Source organism: Agrobacterium sp. S7/73, from assembly GCF_019355535.1.
GTDB lineage: Bacteria > Pseudomonadota > Alphaproteobacteria > Rhizobiales > Rhizobiaceae > Agrobacterium > Agrobacterium tumefaciens.
This window is the reverse complement of sequence record NZ_CP072136.1, coordinates 1,181,397-1,195,210: the sequence shown is the minus strand read 5'-3', so window position 1 is coordinate 1,195,210 and position 13,814 is coordinate 1,181,397. Positions and strand designations below refer to the sequence as shown.

Below are 13,814 nucleotides of genomic sequence, written 5' to 3'. Positions count from 1 at the left end.
TTTATCCCTTGCTATTGGGAAATATCCCGATTATAACTCTCCTCACAAGCCCACCGAATGAAGCTCCCACGGGACGACGAAACGGAAGGGCGGGAACAACCCGGATGAGGATGGGACGATGACGAACGTGATCATGGATACTGGCAACGTCAACGAACTGCTCGGCGCAGAACATGACGACGATGGCGTGTCCAGCAGCATGGAGGCCCGCAAAGAGGCTGAAGGCAACGGTATCGAGTTTCATGTTGCCATGACCTCGTGGACGCTGCGCGACATGGAAGAGCTGATCGTTCAGGCTGCCGCTAAGCAGCTGGTCGGCAAGTTCGGCAATGATCGTCTTGCAAAAGAAATCGAGGCCAAGACAATTTCGCTGGTGACCGCAAAGGCAGATGCCACGCTCGAAGCCGTCACGACCGAAATCATCAATCAGCCGCTTATCCCGAAGTACACCTACGGCAAAGCTGACGCTGACCCGGTCACGATGCGGGAATTTCTCGGCCTGACCGGTCGCCAGTACCTGACGCAAATGGTCGGCAGCGACGGCAAGGTCAACGATCGATCCTCTTACAACGAAAAGAGCCGCATCCAGTACCTCGTTGAGAGGTGCATGGAAACGACATTCAAGCGCGAGATCGAGAAGGCGACGAACGAACTGATTTCTGAGGTTCGTCGCGGCGTCGAAGCCAAGCACAAAGCGTTCCTTGAGGCTGAAAAAGCCCGATTCCGCGAAGCCCTCGAAAAAATCTCCGCCTGATCTCCAACACGATCTCAACCACTGAGGATGAGCAAATGGAAAAGCACATCGAAGCATTGAAAGCCGCGCTGGATGCGGAATCTGCCGGGATGAACCCGAGCCGGTCTTTCAAGGCCAATTCCGAAGCATTCAAGGCAGCATCGATTGCGTTCCATGAATTCCTGCTCAAGAGCATCAAGGCTTGCGGCGGTGACATCGACTACATTCCAGACGCAAATGTCCTGTCGCTGGATATCGACCACGCATTCCAGGCTGGTGAAGACGCTGCCGATGCCAAGGTTCCGATCGTTCCTGAGTACGACACCATGAACCACCGCACTCTCGGAATCGTTCGCGGCGCAAATCTGCAGGCTGCGGAGTGATGACGATGAGCGAAGTCTGCAACCCCAGAGAACTGGTCGAAGAATTCAAGAAGTGCCTCACCGATATGAGCTACGCGCGCGCCGGGTGGGATTACAGCATGCCGCCTCATCAGCGGGCCGCTGAAAGGGATTTAGAGCAAAAGGCAAAGGCCCGCGCTCGTGCCATCTGGTCAGAAAATCCTGCCTCCCACGGCGATTTACGTGCCGCTTTCAATCAGACGCAGCCACTCGTCACCATGAGCGAGATTGAGGCTTAGCCGCCCCGCCAAGGGCTTCAGACAAGGGATAGGGAAATGAGCGCAGTAACAATTTCACCAGTTGAAATAATGGCCCTGAAAAAGCTGGCGCTGATTAGCGGCGCTTTGGCTAGTTCGCTTTCCGACGCAACTGCATCACGCGAGCAAAAGGCTCTGACGCGCGTCCTCATCGACGTGATCAATCGTTGGGATGTCTCCAGCGTGACCCCCACCAAGTAACCACAGCACAGCGGGAGAACGGCGTGAGAACGTTTTACTGGTCTGGGACCGAAGAGCAGCAGCATCGCGAATTAGCCAAAGCCTGCAAATCTCGCTGCAAGCAGTATGGGAAAGCAGATTGCCCGCGACCCGATCATTGGTGTTCCGAGTGTGAACACGATCAGGCTGTTGCCATGCGAACCACTGACCCATCCGAAATAGCCGCCATTGAGCGCGGCGATCTCTAACCAACCCACCGGCTTTGTCAGAGTAACAACACACCACCCAGCGGGCTTTGTCAGCGTACCCGCGCATGAAAGGGCAGGAAATGAGCACCAAGCTTATCCAAGAACTGCACGCAGCAATAAGTCGCCGTGATTGGGCTGCTACGGAATTGGTGGCTAGTCGTCTCCGTGACGAGATTGAAGAATTACGAAAATTCATGGCTGGGAGCGATATTAGCAGCCTCCCAAATGATTTCCCGCTTAGGCAACTCGCAGCCAAAGCCATTTCAAAGGCCAAAGATGAGACGCGGGCCGATTGCGCTAGAAGAGCACTTTCCAGCGCCGTGTACCATTACGACGCATCCCGCGCCGACGGGAGATCGTGATGGACGCTTTCTCCACCACCAACACACCAGAAGCGGATGACCCGACCGAGATTTACATCGAACTCCGCAATCTTTTTCGGAGGTCGGAAGCGTCTTCAAAGTCTTTCAACCGCCAGTTCTGCGCCGTCATAGCCGTGATGCTCACCATTTGCAGCGTCTCCGCTTCCTGGGCCTTCGTCGGCTTACCGAAATACCAGCGCATGGCGCTTATCCAGCAGGAGAATGTGGCATGGAAGTAATTGGCGATATCGTCTCCCGCATCGTCGCCCAGACCGGCGAAAAAGCAGGGTTCACGAAGCATCCCGATGGCATTTATTTCGGCATGAGCGATGCTGTGTACCACGCAGACACGGCTCTAGGTTCGACCAGCATCAAGAAGCTTATCGGCAATGCGCCGGATTTCTGGTGGGAAAGCCACATGAACCCCGCACGCCCGGATGACGACGACACGCCGGCAAAGATATTCGGCCGTCAGTTGCACCAGTGCGTTCTTGAGGGCGAGGAGAAGTTCAAGGCTGGTCATGCGCCGCAGATGCTTCCCGGTAACGTTAAGGACGGCAAAGACGAAGTATCCAAAATCAAGGCTGCCGGAAAGGTTCCGGTGAAGTTCAAGGACTGGACCAAGATCCTTGCGGCTTCCGCCTTCATCAAGGCGAACAAGACCCTCGCCAATGCGTTCGAGAATGGAGAGCCGGAGGTGTCGATCTTCTGGACTGTCGACGGCATCAGATACAAAGCGCGTTTCGACTACCTCAAAATGAATGCCATTACAGACTTGAAGTCCCTAGCCAACATGTACGGCAAGGAATTCGACAAGGCTTGCCGTGATGCGATTGGCTCATACGACTACATCGTGTCGGCTGAACATTATGCGGAAGGCCGTCGCCAGATGCGCCGACTGCTTGCCGATGGCAAGGTTTTCGGCCCGCACGACCCTGAGTGGCTCACCAAAGTCGCCGCCAATGAGGTTTTCGCCTTCGTTTTTGTCTTCTGGCAGAAGGACGGAGCGCCAATCTCGCACGGCATCAAGCTTTCGCCGGGTAACCCGCTGTTTGGTTACGCCCGCAACCTCATCACCAAAGCGATCGGCAACTACAGCCGCTACATGTCCGAGTTCGGCACGTCGGCCGCTTGGGTTCCATCCACACCACTTGAAGAGCTGGAAGAGACGGACCTGCCGGTCTGGTACCAGCAACGCCTTATGACGGGAGCCTGATATGAACAAGATCATTACCACGCAAGACCGAAATCCGGCCAGCGGCGTTGCCATCGGTCAGTCCGGTTCCGGCATTGCCATCAAGCCCGAGAGCCTTGGCGACGTTGTGCGCTTCGCTGAGCTTATGTGCCAGTCCAAGGCAGGCATTCCCGCATATCTCCACGGCAACGCCGCCGACTGCATGGCAGTCACGATGCAGGCCCTACAGTGGGATTTCAACCCTTTCAGCGTTGCCCAGAAGTCCTACAAGATCAAAGACGTCATTGCCTACGAGGCGCAGCTGATCGCCGCCGTCATCAACACTCGCGCCGATCTCAAGCGCCGGCCGCAGGTTGAGTATCGCGGGGTGGGGGCAAAGCGCCAGTGCATCGTCACTTTCGAGTTCAAAGACGGCTCGGTCCAGGTTTACGAAAGCCCGGAGTTCGAAAAGATCACACCGAAGAATTCCCCGCTCTGGAAATCGGACCCGGATCAGCAACAGGCCTACTACTCTCTGCGCGCTGGCGCTCGCCGGTACTGCCCCGAAGTCATTCTTGGCGCCTATGACCGTGAAGAGGTTGAGGACTTCCGCGGACCGGACCGGGCCAAGAACATCACGCCGGTGTTTGACCCGCTTTCCGATGAGCCTGTCGCCTCCCAGCGCCCCGCTGACGAGCATCAGGCAGTTGGCGGCATGTTCGACGCCGACGAGGCCCACGACGCTCTCACGGGCGAAATTCTCAACAACACCCCTTCCGACGACACCCCCTCCACCGCCTCGTCGTCGGCAGATGCTGGCAATACGCCAGTAGATGAGGCCGGAGCGGATGAAGTCCCCGCCTCCGATGCTCCGGCCTCGACCATCTTCCCGATTGACCGCGCCGACCTGATCGAGTGCTGCAATAAGCTGATGTATGTCGTGGTCAGTCCGCTTCTGGAGACGCCACAACAGCGACGTGCCACACTCGTCTCAGCAAAAGACCTCTGGAAAGACAAACTTCCGGAAGAACTCCACCTGCACATCAAGGCCTTTGTCGAAAGCGCTGATGCCCAAATCAAGGCTGACCCGAAGGTGATGCCAGCCCTGCGCGAAAAGGCACTCGCTCACTTTGCCGAAATGCTCGATTGCAAGGCTTCTGATCTGGGAGGCGTCGATGGCTGATCGCCCTATCCTTTTCAGTGCGCCAATGATCCGGGCGTTGCTGGCTGGCACGAAAACCCAGACCCGGCGTTTGATAAAGCCACAGCCACCAGCACACACGACATGCGCGGGGTTCTTCTCTACGGGGTCGTTTGGATGGATGGCTGGCGATCCAGCCGACCTCGAAAGCTGGGAGTTTCTGGGTGATTTTAAAACACCTATCTCGGGGGGCGATAGGCTCTGGGTGCGCGAGACGTGGAGTGGTCTTCACCAGTTCCGCAATACGCCTCCGGCGTTGCGAGAGAGCTTCTCCACACCAGACGGAGTTGTCATCCGTGAGGATGTGTGGCTTTGGGCAGACGGCAGCCCGAGCGTCGGCGATTGGGAGAAACCTCGTCCCGGCATCCACATGCCCCGCTGGGCCTCGCGCCTCACACTCACCGTCACCGATGTGCGGGTAGAGCGCCTGCAGGATATCAGCGAGGATGATGCCGTCGCAGAAGGTGCCGACATAGCGGAAGGACACCGTTCGCAGATCACTGGCGGTCCAATGGTCAAGGTAGGACCGGGCACATACATGTCGCCTATCGCTTGGTATCACCGGCTCTGGAACGAAATCAACGGCACGGGCGCGTGGGAGACGAACCCGTGGGTGGTCGCCTACACCTTCACCGTCCACCACGGCAACATCGACCAGATTGCGCAGGTGGCAGCATGAACCGCCTCATCCGCCGCACCATCCACCACTGGCTCACTTGGAAGTCGAGACAGAACCTTGCCCGTGAATACAACTGGCAAACCGAAATCGACGCCGATATCCGACAGGCAAAGCAATCCCGCAGCAAGACAGGACGTGTCCGCGATCTGGAGCGCCGCAAGCGGGACATGATGACACGCGCGCTGGGAGGGCAGAGGTGATGAAGCACCCATCAGAATACACAACCAAGCCATTTCTCGGCATGCATGTGATGCAGGTCGATCCGGGTACGGTCATCACAGATGAGCGCAGCGGACAAGAGGCCACGGTCGAAGACGACACATTCGTCACCAAGGGGAACGTGATCTTCTGCACTCAAAAATTTTACGACAGGCTCAAGGAGGAAATCCAATGAGCAGGTCGACAGAAGAATGGGTGGCCAAGCACGACGACCAGAAAGTGCCGCCACGGGTCCGCCAGCGCGTTTTCGACCGGCATAACGGCATATGCCACCTGACCGGCCGCAAAATCCAGCCTGGCGAGCGCTGGGAGCTTGAGCACGTTCATGCGCTGATCCTTGGCGGCCAGCACCGCGAGAGCAATCTGGCTCCTGCTCTTGCTGCCGCTCACAAGGTCAAGACGGCCGCCGAGATGAAGGTGAAGTCGAAAATCGCCCGTGTGCGCAAGAAGCACATCGGCATCGCAAAACCTAAGTCATCCCTATCGCACCCAAACCTTAAACGCCTGATGGACGGCACGGTGGTTGACCGCCGCACCGGTGAAATCGTGGGAGGCAGACAGCCATGACAGAAACCGAAAACAAGATGCGGGACACGCTATGGATCATGCGTACGGCCAACGGCTTTTACCCGATCCAGCCCAGCGAGAAGTGCAAGCCCGAAGATCACGCCGCGCTTAACGATCACCTCACCTCAATCGAAGACTTGGAAGGCAACGTCCTTTGGAAGCGGAGCGTGCAATGACATATGACGAGGAAAAGAAGGTCGCAGATGTCATCGTGGCGCTCACTGAGCGAATCGGGACCTTGGAGAGCGAGAATGATCGCTTGCGGACCTTGACCTCAGATTTGAGGCTCCAAGCCCAGACGCACGCCATGGAGGCGCGCGGCGCCAACTCCACGATTGCCGAAATATACCAGATCATCAGCGGCGGCAAAGGCGAGCCTGGTAACTGGCGTGGCGCTAAACCCGTCCGCGAATACGTTGAAGCAGCCAAGGGCGAAATCCTGCGCCTCGAAACGGAATTGGCGCTGTCCAAGCCCGTATATTCCCGCCGGCAGATTGAGGCGCGGGTGAAGGCGCTTGAGGAGGCCTTGAAGCCTTTCGCAGAGTACATGGGCGACCATTTCGACAAGGACAACCACGGCAAGCCACTGCCTGATGATCTCGGCGTCGGCTGGATTTACCTCACGCACGCAGACTTCCGCACCGCCCGCACCGCCCTCGCCAGCACAGGAGGCGAACACCATGCAGAGTGAAGTGCTTAATGTCATAAACGACCTAAAGCTCGATATGACCGCGTCTTCTGTAGATGACGTGACGATCATCACTCGGGCACAACTCGAAGCCCTCGAAGCCGCCCTGTCCGCTGCGGAGCCTGTCCGGTGGATGTGGGAAGAACGAAGGTTTGCGGAAAGCGATATCTGGGACGATATGTATGACGACGATCCGCCTGCGCCGCATAAGCATGTGCGCAACATTCGCCCTCTCTATGCTGCCCCTCTGGCGCGATCCGTGTCCGTGAAGTCGCTCCAATGGGACGACGACGGCGGCAATCTGAAGGCAAGGATGGGCGACCGCGAATGGATGCTCAACGTCACCTCTGATGGGGAGACGTGGGCGGGATCTACACGTCCTTTCGTGTTCGGTCGGAATCTGACATGGAGCAGCGTTCCTAACTGTTCAATGGTTTCGCTCGAAGCGGCCAAGGCGGCATGCCAAGCAGATTGCCAGGCTCGATATGCCGCCCTCTCCGCACAGGTGCAGGACGTGGCGGGTAATCCCATCGGCTACATGCGCAAACAGGACAATGATGGCAACTCATTTTGGGTGCACCGAGTTCAAAACGCATATTACAGCGAACCCGTGTATGCCGCAGCACCCGCAAAGCAGGAGGGCTGCGAAAGCAAGCCTGTGCATAAACCCACTGTGGATAGCGGGGAAAGCGGGGACGAATGACGAAACATGCTGTCATCCCCGCCGGATGCTGGCCTGCTGTCCTTAGAGATGAGCACGCGGCAGCCTATGCCGGCGAAAAGACGGTCGATGCCTTTATCAGCCGTGTTGGAACCGTATGGCCTCGGCCGTTCATCGAGACCGGAACCGGCAAGGGCAGATTCAGAGCGTGGCGGAAGATCGACCTGGACAAGGCTATTGGCGTAGACGAAAACGCCGACCCGGAAGTGTGGTGATGATCCCTGTCACCATGCCTCCATATACCTCGTTCAAGACGCTGGCCAACGGATCGACCGGCTACTATTGGACGTGCCCTACCCTATACCGAAAGGCTGGCTGCCCCTACCGCAGCGCTGCTCTTGGCGTCAACCTCTCTCAAGCAGAACTGGTAGCCGCGGCAAAGGTCTGGAATGATCGTTTGGAGGGTTGGCGCCGGGAGAAAGCAAACCCTCGTCACGAGCCCGATACGAGCCGATACGGCACTGTCGAGTGGCTTGTGAACGTCTACCTGTCTCACAATTCTTTTCTGGAGCGCGTAGGCGAGTTTAGCCGGGCCGATTACAAGCGTGTTTTCAAACGCGTGACAGATGTTCAGATAACAAAACCGAATGGTGACAAGGTCAGGTTCGGAGATGCCAAGGTCAACAACGTCGGCGTCAGCACGGCCGAAAAAGTCTACCTGCATTTCTCTGGAGACAGTGCCAACCGCATGGGTGAGAAGGTCGTCACCTATTGCAAGGCCATGTGGAAGCGCATGCGTCCGCATCACCCCGACCAGTTCCGAAACGATGTTGCGAACCCATGGGAAGGCGTCACCGTCAAGAGACGTCAGAAGGCCACCAAGGGTTACGTCGATCGCAAAGCGGTCTATGAGTTCGCTGATGGGGCAATTGAGAATGGCCGTGGGGAGTTGGCTGCAGCCGCCGTGCTGGCCTTCGAATGGCTGATGCGCCCGTCATCGATCGGAGCTGGCTTTGCGCCGTGGACCGGCTATAGAGCGTCTGACCATCCCGATAAGATCCGGCTGAAGCATCGGAAGAATGATGCGCTAGCGCTGCACCCGCTCGAGTTCGTTGACGAAGATGGATCGAAAGTCCTGCTCTATTCACAAGCTGAAGAGGTTCTTCGCAAGGCGCCGAGATACGGCACATCGATCGTGTGTAAGAAGAACGGCCAGCTTTTTGGCGATGGAACGTTCTTGGCTCATGAAGTCAGGGAGATGGCTGACAAGCTCAGGGAGGCGGGGAAACTGTCGGCGCCAGAGTTCAGCCTGGATATGTGCAGGCATGGCGGCATGACGGAGCTTGAGGAGAAAGGCCTTACCGAAGGGCAAGGCAGAGTGCTGTCAAAGCACAAGACGGCTTCGGCCTATCGCGGGTATGCGAAAGAGACAGAGAAGCGCGTTTTAGAGGCCACGAAGAAGCGCTTTGGCCGTTCTGAATAGTCAAAAATTGTGAATGAAATCAAAGGCCGTATTCGGCAGAAAATGTATCGTTTTGGGCCATCTTATTCAGAACGCCTACTGAAAACATTACATTTTGTCGGGATTTGCAGTCCTCTGCGTCACCACTCCGCCACGAGGCCTCACACGCTCATGAATTCGAGCGATGGCGGGCATTTAGAACGAATCCATTATGCGCGCAAGAGGGTTCGTTCCGAATGTGCTGTTTTTTCCGATCCGATGGACAAAGGGCAATCGTCCACGTCCTAAGCCCTTCGGATTCCGACATTTTTTTTATCTCACTCATATTCCAGAAGAAACAATGCCCGCAGCCGGCGCTTTGCGCGGGTGCGGGCAGTCGCTGCATCTTCAATGCGGATCGATCAGATGCGACCCAGCAGAACTAGAACGAGGACGATGACCAGAACCAGTCCGAGGCCACCCGAGGGACCATAACCGTAATTGTGGTAACCCCAGCTTGGCAAAGCACCGATCAGGAAAAGAATGATGAGAATAACGAGAATGGTGCCGATCATGTTTAGCCCTCCATGAATAATAAGTATGCGCTGTATTTAATGATCAAACACGCAAAAAGTTCCTTTTCCCCCATCCTCTTATGGCGTGGGCCGAAGAATTCATCTCCAGCCGATTCAACGGGTTAAACGGCATTTGCGGACAACGCGGAGGGTCGTGCGCGCGCACGGCGGCTGCGATTGGCGACGCACCACGCTCCGGCCCCGGGGTGATCGACCATGGTAGCGATTTATTCGAGGTAATTTCTCAGTCTATGTATATCGGGTGCCGTTCGTCATACTAAATCAAGTCACCCGTTCCCTGAAACTGGCGGGGGACTGGGAGACCTGGTATCACTGGCAGTGCGCCAGGTCTCACCTGTTTCCTTCTTCTCCGGCGATCTTCCCGCCGCACGCAAACCGTTCCCCAAACAGGCACACGGACATTTTACCTGCGGCGCTGCACGCCACGCTTGCCTTGCCTCTTTCTCTCCGGTTAGACCCCGGATCGGGAGGGAGAAATGAGAATCATATGTCCGGTTTTGCGAACCTCATCCCGCTTTTCATCTTCGGCCTGCTCGTCTACGCTTTCTTCCGCTGGGTCGCGCGCGACACTCAAAATCCGAGACGCAAGTAGCAGTTGCGAATAGCTCTGCCCTTTATCACTCGCGGGGAACCGTTGCGCCTCCATATCGTTTTCGCAGACGCACTTCGGAGGACAGGATGAAAACGCTCGTATCATTGGCCGCAATCGCGCTTACGCTTGCGGGCTGCACGACCTCAGGCCCGGCCGCTTATGTCGAACCGATCCCCGGCAGCATCACCTATAAGGGCCAGCCGCGCACCAAGCTGACGAAATCGCCGATCGGCAGCACCTTCAGCCACGAGTTCCGCATCGACGGCAGCACGAGGGCGGTGGAAACCTATCGCATTGCGCCCGATCGCTCGCTCGAACTCATAGACCGCCGCATCATTCGCGATTGGCTGTTCGGACGCGACGACTGACCGCACCGCGAGCCAACCGAAACCAATTGCGCATCCTGCCCGCTTGGTTTAGAGCCGGGCACGATAACCAACACGGATGAGCGATGAACACGCGCTGGCAAAAACCCGTCCTGATCGCGTTCGAAACGCCGGGCGACTATACGAGCATCGAGACCACGCAGGCGGCGTCCTGGGCCATGATCGAGGATTGGCCGATAGAGGACGGCGATGCGTTGGACGCGGCGTTGCTGGTCTGCGCCGCCGTCGATGCCGGCAGGAAAAAGCCGGAGGATGCGCGCAAGGCCTTCATCGCCGCCGCAATCGAGGCTGGCCTCGACATCAAGGCCTGACGGCATCAAGACCCATGGTCGAGAATTAAAATGGCGTCCTGAGGCGAAACAAGTCAGGACAACAGGTTTAAAGGGTAAAAACAGATGGAAGCTTCTGGAAACATGAAAAAAGCCCTGTTCATATTTCTCCTCTCCTGCCTCGCCATCGGCCTTCTCGGTCACCTCGTGGTCGCCTTCGTCGTTACCGGCTGAAGCACCGATGTCCACTCCGTATTGTGACGGAGCGGCAGGGCATTAAAATTTCCTAAATTTCATTCTGCTGTTATGGAACCGCGATAAATCTTTTCCGTTCTCTCTTCGATCAACAAGGAGGATTGAAATGCGTGACGGATTGAATGGTTTTCTCGAAATTTCCATGCTCGGCGTCGTGATTGCAAGCTGCCTTTTCATGGTCAACCTGCCGATCTGACCCGCCTTAAAAATCATTCCCTGCGGTACCGGCGACGTTAGATGCCGGAGTAAGAAAATGCGGCCTTTCGGGCCGCATTTCTTTTTCCAGCAATGCAGGCTCAAGCAGAAAGCTTGGCGGCCAGCTTGGCTACATGTGCGCCTTGGTAGCGTGCGGCTTCCAGTTCGATAGCGGAAGGCTGACGCGAGCCGTCGCCATCGGTGATGGTGGAGGCGCCATAAGGCGAGCCGCCCTTGATTTCATCGACGCCCATCTGGCCCTGGAAGGCATAGGGCAGACCGACAACGGCCATGCCGTGGTGCAGGAAGGTGGGGAGGAAACCAAGGATGGTCGATTCCTGACCGCCGTGCTGCGTGGCCGACGAGGTGAAGGCAGAGCCGACCTTGCCGACAAGCTTGCCGCCGAACCACAGACCGCCGGTCTGGTCCCAGAAATTCCGCATCTGTGAGGCAACCGTGCCGAAGCGGGTGCCGGCGCCGACGATGATGGCATCGTATTCTGCCAGTTCGTCAACAGTCGCGATGGGGGCAGCCTGATCGAGCTTGAAGTGCGAGGATTTGGCGACTTCCTCAGGAACCAGTTCCGGAACGCGCTTGACGACAACTTCCGCGCCGGCAGACTTCACGCCTTCGGCAACGGCATATGCCATCGTCTCGATATGGCCGTAAGATGAATAATAAAGCACCAGAACTTTTGTCATTTTCTTTGTATCCTTAGGGTTAATCGTCTCAGGCGTACCAGCCAGAAGCCTTTTTAAGAACGCGATGATCATTAGTGGTGACCAGTTACAAGCATGTGATGCAAAGGTAGCCCAGAGGCCGGTCCCACACCAGCGGTGCATCCGCATACGCACTGTTCGCAATCAGTGAACGAAACGCCGGAACGTCAACCTTTCACAGATAGACATTTTTTCAAAACCGCTTTGCATTCACCGGGCGGCGGACTAACGTCGGACAAAACAGCTGACGAGTACCCCCATGTCCAATCCCTCACCCACCCCATCTGTCGTGACCGCCGCCATGCTCGCCATCGGCGACGAATTGCTGTCGGGACGCACCAAGGACAAGAATATCGGGCACCTCGCGGATGTGCTCACCATGTCCGGAATAGACTTGAAGGAAGTGCGCATCGTCGCCGACGAGGAGCATGCAATCGTCGAAGCGCTGAATGCGCTGCGCGCCCGCTATGATTATGTCTTCACCTCCGGCGGCATCGGCCCGACCCATGACGACATCACCGCTGATGCGGTATCCGTGGCTTTCGGCCTGCCCTGCGAGCACGATCCCGAGGCTTTGCGGATATTGGGTGACATGTACCGTGTGCGCGAGATGGAATTCACCGAAGCGCGCAAGCGCATGGCACGCATGCCAAGGGGGGCAAGCCACATCGCCAATCCCGTCTCGGTCGCCCCCGGCTTCGTCATCGGTAACGTCCACGTCATGGCCGGCGTTCCGCAGGTGTTTCAGGCCATGCTGGACAATGTCATGCCAACGCTGCGCACCGGCGCGAAAGTCATGTCGCAGTCGGTGCGCTCTCCCTATGGCGAAGGTGACATCGGCACGCCGCTGACCGCAATCCAGAAAGCGCACCCGGAAACCAGCATCGGCTCCTACCCGAAATATGACGGACAACGCTTTTCGACGGAGATCGTCGTGCGCGCCCGTGATGCCACCGTCCTGAAAGCGGCGGCGGATGCAGTGGCGACGATGATCGAAACCATTGGTCAGGAAAAAACACTGTCGGCCAGCAAGGGCGATGCAACCGCCTGAGACGGAAGCGGATTGACCAAAATCAAGGTGGCACCCGGCAAAGGCAGCCACTCTCCCCAAAACGACGCGTCACCGAGGAGCTAAAAAATGGGTTACAAAACGATACTGGCAGTGATCGACAATGTGGAGAACACGCAAAAGCTCGGCGATTTCGTGGTAAGTCTTGCCAACCAGTTTTCCTCGCATGTGATAGGCCTGCACATGGAAACGCTGGCCGCCGTTCCGCTCGTCGCGCCGATGGAAATTCCCGACCCCGCTACCGTTCAGGTGCTTCAGGACGTGGCGCACAAGGAAACCACGGATGTTGGAAACCTCTTCGAACACACGCTGTCTGCCAATGGCATCTCGCATGAGTGGCGCAGCTTTGTAACCTCGGTGGGTTACGCCTCGTCATCGGCAATCGATAGCGCGCGCTGCGCCGATCTCATCGTCGCCCGCCAGAGCAACTCCTCCGCACTCTCCGACAGCCGCTCGGATATAGACGGCTTTCTCCATGAAAGCGGCCGCCCTGTTCTTCTCGTTCCGCATGTGCTGACGGTTGCCAAACCGGTCAAGCGTGTACTGATCGCCTGGAACGGCTCCCGCGAGGCAACACGCGCCACCTTCGATGCCCTGCCCTTCCTGATTGCAGCCGAGAGCGTCGAGATCTTCTCCGTCGATCAGGCCGAGAGCGAAACGCAATCGTCTGGACTTGCCGGAACCGAACTGGCCGCAACACTCGCCCGCCACGGCGTCAACGTCACGGTAACCTCGCAGGAAAAAATCGCCGGCATCTCGCCGCAGGCGGCCATCGAAAACCGGCTGTCAGACCACAGCATCGACCTTCTGGTCATGGGCGCCTACGGCCATTCCCGCTGGTGGGAATTGCTGTTCGGCGGCGTGACGCGCACGCTGCTCGATTCCATGACGGCGATGACGCTTTTGTCGCGTTAAACACCGG

At 57.3% G+C, this 13,814-nt stretch carries 23 protein-coding genes; 21 read left to right on the top strand and 2 right to left on the bottom strand.

The window, feature by feature from the left end; genetic code table 11:
• Positions 1 to 118 precede the first annotated feature (118 nt).
• The 17 genes from J5276_RS05825 to J5276_RS05745 all read left to right on the top strand — a co-directional run bounded on the left by J5276_RS05825 (position 119) and on the right by J5276_RS05745 (position 8,853).
• Complete coding sequence (locus J5276_RS05825) at positions 119 to 754, top strand: hypothetical protein (protein ID WP_209159473.1); 636 nt, start codon at positions 119 to 121, stop codon at positions 752 to 754.
• A 35-nt stretch (positions 755 to 789) separates the two neighbouring features.
• Positions 790 to 1,116: a hypothetical protein gene (locus tag J5276_RS05820; RefSeq protein WP_209159474.1), complete on the top strand. Its 327-nt coding sequence runs from the start codon at positions 790 to 792 to the stop codon at positions 1,114 to 1,116.
• A gap of 5 nt (positions 1,117 to 1,121) precedes the next feature.
• Positions 1,122 to 1,373: a hypothetical protein gene (locus J5276_RS05815; RefSeq protein WP_209159475.1), complete on the top strand. Its 252-nt coding sequence runs from the start codon at positions 1,122 to 1,124 to the stop codon at positions 1,371 to 1,373.
• 36 nt (positions 1,374 to 1,409) lie between these two features.
• Positions 1,410 to 1,592, top strand: coding sequence for a hypothetical protein (locus J5276_RS05810; protein WP_153315503.1), 183 nt, complete (start codon positions 1,410 to 1,412; stop codon positions 1,590 to 1,592).
• 307 nt (positions 1,593 to 1,899) lie between these two features.
• Complete coding sequence (locus J5276_RS05805; RefSeq protein WP_209159476.1) at positions 1,900 to 2,181, top strand: hypothetical protein; 282 nt, start codon at positions 1,900 to 1,902, stop codon at positions 2,179 to 2,181.
• Entirely contained in the window at positions 2,181 to 2,420 is a 240-nt protein-coding gene (locus tag J5276_RS05800; RefSeq protein ID WP_209159477.1) for a hypothetical protein, read from the top strand. The genes J5276_RS05805 and J5276_RS05800 overlap by 1 nt, the downstream gene beginning before the upstream one ends.
• Complete coding sequence (locus J5276_RS05795) at positions 2,411 to 3,397, top strand: PD-(D/E)XK nuclease-like domain-containing protein (RefSeq protein WP_209159478.1); 987 nt, start codon at positions 2,411 to 2,413, stop codon at positions 3,395 to 3,397. The genes J5276_RS05800 and J5276_RS05795 overlap by 10 nt, the downstream gene beginning before the upstream one ends.
• A gap of 1 nt (position 3,398) precedes the next feature.
• Complete coding sequence (locus J5276_RS05790; protein WP_209159479.1) at positions 3,399 to 4,538, top strand: recombinase RecT; 1,140 nt, start codon at positions 3,399 to 3,401, stop codon at positions 4,536 to 4,538.
• Positions 4,531 to 5,235 (top strand): hypothetical protein, encoded by a 705-nt coding sequence (locus tag J5276_RS05785; protein WP_209159480.1) that lies wholly within the window; start codon positions 4,531 to 4,533, stop codon positions 5,233 to 5,235. The genes J5276_RS05790 and J5276_RS05785 overlap by 8 nt, the downstream gene beginning before the upstream one ends.
• The gene (locus tag J5276_RS05780) at positions 5,232 to 5,435 is read left to right on the top strand and encodes a hypothetical protein (RefSeq protein ID WP_209159481.1); all 204 of its coding nucleotides are present in this window, start codon (positions 5,232 to 5,234) and stop codon (positions 5,433 to 5,435) included. The genes J5276_RS05785 and J5276_RS05780 overlap by 4 nt, the downstream gene beginning before the upstream one ends.
• Positions 5,435 to 5,629 (top strand): hypothetical protein, encoded by a 195-nt coding sequence (locus J5276_RS05775; RefSeq protein WP_209159482.1) that lies wholly within the window; start codon positions 5,435 to 5,437, stop codon positions 5,627 to 5,629. The genes J5276_RS05780 and J5276_RS05775 overlap by 1 nt, the downstream gene beginning before the upstream one ends.
• Positions 5,626 to 6,021, top strand: coding sequence for an HNH endonuclease (locus J5276_RS05770; RefSeq protein WP_209159483.1), 396 nt, complete (start codon positions 5,626 to 5,628; stop codon positions 6,019 to 6,021). The genes J5276_RS05775 and J5276_RS05770 overlap by 4 nt, the downstream gene beginning before the upstream one ends.
• Entirely contained in the window at positions 6,018 to 6,197 is a 180-nt protein-coding gene (locus tag J5276_RS05765; protein ID WP_209159484.1) for a hypothetical protein, read from the top strand. Before J5276_RS05770 ends, J5276_RS05765 begins: the two co-directional genes overlap by 4 nt.
• Positions 6,194 to 6,712, top strand: coding sequence for a hypothetical protein (locus J5276_RS05760; RefSeq protein ID WP_209159485.1), 519 nt, complete (start codon positions 6,194 to 6,196; stop codon positions 6,710 to 6,712). Before J5276_RS05765 ends, J5276_RS05760 begins: the two co-directional genes overlap by 4 nt.
• Positions 6,702 to 7,412 (top strand): hypothetical protein, encoded by a 711-nt coding sequence (locus J5276_RS05755; RefSeq protein WP_209159486.1) that lies wholly within the window; start codon positions 6,702 to 6,704, stop codon positions 7,410 to 7,412. The genes J5276_RS05760 and J5276_RS05755 overlap by 11 nt, the downstream gene beginning before the upstream one ends.
• On the top strand, positions 7,409 to 7,645 hold the full coding sequence (locus J5276_RS05750) for a hypothetical protein (protein ID WP_099085282.1): 237 nt from the start codon (positions 7,409 to 7,411) through the stop codon (positions 7,643 to 7,645). Before J5276_RS05755 ends, J5276_RS05750 begins: the two co-directional genes overlap by 4 nt.
• A complete protein-coding gene (locus tag J5276_RS05745) occupies positions 7,645 to 8,853 on the top strand; it encodes a hypothetical protein (protein ID WP_209159487.1) in 1,209 nt (402 codons plus the stop codon). Before J5276_RS05750 ends, J5276_RS05745 begins: the two co-directional genes overlap by 1 nt.
• A gap of 380 nt (positions 8,854 to 9,233) precedes the next feature.
• Here J5276_RS05745 and J5276_RS05740 read toward each other — a convergent pair whose 3' ends face one another.
• Positions 9,234 to 9,386 carry a DUF3309 family protein gene (locus J5276_RS05740; RefSeq protein WP_003515628.1) on the bottom strand — a complete coding sequence of 51 codons (153 nt, stop codon included), beginning with the start codon at positions 9,384 to 9,386 and terminating at the stop codon, positions 9,234 to 9,236.
• Between the two features lie 699 nt (positions 9,387 to 10,085).
• Between J5276_RS05740 and J5276_RS05735 the strand changes: the two genes are divergently transcribed.
• Both J5276_RS05735 and J5276_RS05730 read left to right on the top strand, forming a co-directional pair.
• The gene (locus tag J5276_RS05735; RefSeq protein WP_003515633.1) at positions 10,086 to 10,367 is read left to right on the top strand and encodes a hypothetical protein; all 282 of its coding nucleotides are present in this window, start codon (positions 10,086 to 10,088) and stop codon (positions 10,365 to 10,367) included.
• Between the two features lie 83 nt (positions 10,368 to 10,450).
• Positions 10,451 to 10,696 carry a DUF982 domain-containing protein gene (locus tag J5276_RS05730; RefSeq protein WP_003515635.1) on the top strand — a complete coding sequence of 82 codons (246 nt, stop codon included), beginning with the start codon at positions 10,451 to 10,453 and terminating at the stop codon, positions 10,694 to 10,696.
• A 509-nt stretch (positions 10,697 to 11,205) separates the two neighbouring features.
• Here J5276_RS05730 and wrbA read toward each other — a convergent pair.
• A complete protein-coding gene (gene wrbA / locus J5276_RS05725) occupies positions 11,206 to 11,805 on the bottom strand; it encodes an NAD(P)H:quinone oxidoreductase type IV (RefSeq protein WP_019566148.1) in 600 nt (199 codons plus the stop codon).
• Between the two features lie 277 nt (positions 11,806 to 12,082).
• Between wrbA and J5276_RS05720 the strand changes: the two genes are divergently transcribed.
• Together J5276_RS05720 and J5276_RS05715 are read left to right on the top strand one after the other, a co-directional pair.
• Complete coding sequence (locus tag J5276_RS05720; protein ID WP_065659320.1) at positions 12,083 to 12,874, top strand: competence/damage-inducible protein A; 792 nt, start codon at positions 12,083 to 12,085, stop codon at positions 12,872 to 12,874.
• A gap of 87 nt (positions 12,875 to 12,961) precedes the next feature.
• Complete coding sequence (locus tag J5276_RS05715) at positions 12,962 to 13,807, top strand: universal stress protein (RefSeq protein ID WP_003515639.1); 846 nt, start codon at positions 12,962 to 12,964, stop codon at positions 13,805 to 13,807.
• The last annotated feature ends 7 nt before the right edge of the window (positions 13,808 to 13,814 follow it).

Coding starts and splice junctions, on each gene's coding strand:
- J5276_RS05825 (WP_209159473.1), top strand. CDS start 119: ATGACGAACGTGATCATGGATACTGGCAACGTCAACGAACTGCTCGGC.
- J5276_RS05820 (WP_209159474.1), top strand. CDS start 790: ATGGAAAAGCACATCGAAGCATTGAAAGCCGCGCTGGATGCGGAATCT.
- J5276_RS05815 (WP_209159475.1), top strand. CDS start 1,122: ATGAGCGAAGTCTGCAACCCCAGAGAACTGGTCGAAGAATTCAAGAAG.
- J5276_RS05810 (WP_153315503.1), top strand. CDS start 1,410: ATGAGCGCAGTAACAATTTCACCAGTTGAAATAATGGCCCTGAAAAAG.
- J5276_RS05805 (WP_209159476.1), top strand. CDS start 1,900: ATGAGCACCAAGCTTATCCAAGAACTGCACGCAGCAATAAGTCGCCGT.
- J5276_RS05800 (WP_209159477.1), top strand. CDS start 2,181: ATGGACGCTTTCTCCACCACCAACACACCAGAAGCGGATGACCCGACC.
- J5276_RS05795 (WP_209159478.1), top strand. CDS start 2,411: ATGGAAGTAATTGGCGATATCGTCTCCCGCATCGTCGCCCAGACCGGC.
- J5276_RS05790 (WP_209159479.1), top strand. CDS start 3,399: ATGAACAAGATCATTACCACGCAAGACCGAAATCCGGCCAGCGGCGTT.
- J5276_RS05785 (WP_209159480.1), top strand. CDS start 4,531: ATGGCTGATCGCCCTATCCTTTTCAGTGCGCCAATGATCCGGGCGTTG.
- J5276_RS05780 (WP_209159481.1), top strand. CDS start 5,232: ATGAACCGCCTCATCCGCCGCACCATCCACCACTGGCTCACTTGGAAG.
- J5276_RS05775 (WP_209159482.1), top strand. CDS start 5,435: ATGAAGCACCCATCAGAATACACAACCAAGCCATTTCTCGGCATGCAT.
- J5276_RS05770 (WP_209159483.1), top strand. CDS start 5,626: ATGAGCAGGTCGACAGAAGAATGGGTGGCCAAGCACGACGACCAGAAA.
- J5276_RS05765 (WP_209159484.1), top strand. CDS start 6,018: ATGACAGAAACCGAAAACAAGATGCGGGACACGCTATGGATCATGCGT.
- J5276_RS05760 (WP_209159485.1), top strand. CDS start 6,194: ATGACATATGACGAGGAAAAGAAGGTCGCAGATGTCATCGTGGCGCTC.
- J5276_RS05755 (WP_209159486.1), top strand. CDS start 6,702: ATGCAGAGTGAAGTGCTTAATGTCATAAACGACCTAAAGCTCGATATG.
- J5276_RS05750 (WP_099085282.1), top strand. CDS start 7,409: ATGACGAAACATGCTGTCATCCCCGCCGGATGCTGGCCTGCTGTCCTT.
- J5276_RS05745 (WP_209159487.1), top strand. CDS start 7,645: ATGATCCCTGTCACCATGCCTCCATATACCTCGTTCAAGACGCTGGCC.
- J5276_RS05740 (WP_003515628.1), bottom strand. CDS start 9,386: ATGATCGGCACCATTCTCGTTATTCTCATCATTCTTTTCCTGATCGGT.
- J5276_RS05735 (WP_003515633.1), top strand. CDS start 10,086: ATGAAAACGCTCGTATCATTGGCCGCAATCGCGCTTACGCTTGCGGGC.
- J5276_RS05730 (WP_003515635.1), top strand. CDS start 10,451: ATGAACACGCGCTGGCAAAAACCCGTCCTGATCGCGTTCGAAACGCCG.
- wrbA (WP_019566148.1), bottom strand. CDS start 11,805: ATGACAAAAGTTCTGGTGCTTTATTATTCATCTTACGGCCATATCGAG.
- J5276_RS05720 (WP_065659320.1), top strand. CDS start 12,083: ATGTCCAATCCCTCACCCACCCCATCTGTCGTGACCGCCGCCATGCTC.
- J5276_RS05715 (WP_003515639.1), top strand. CDS start 12,962: ATGGGTTACAAAACGATACTGGCAGTGATCGACAATGTGGAGAACACG.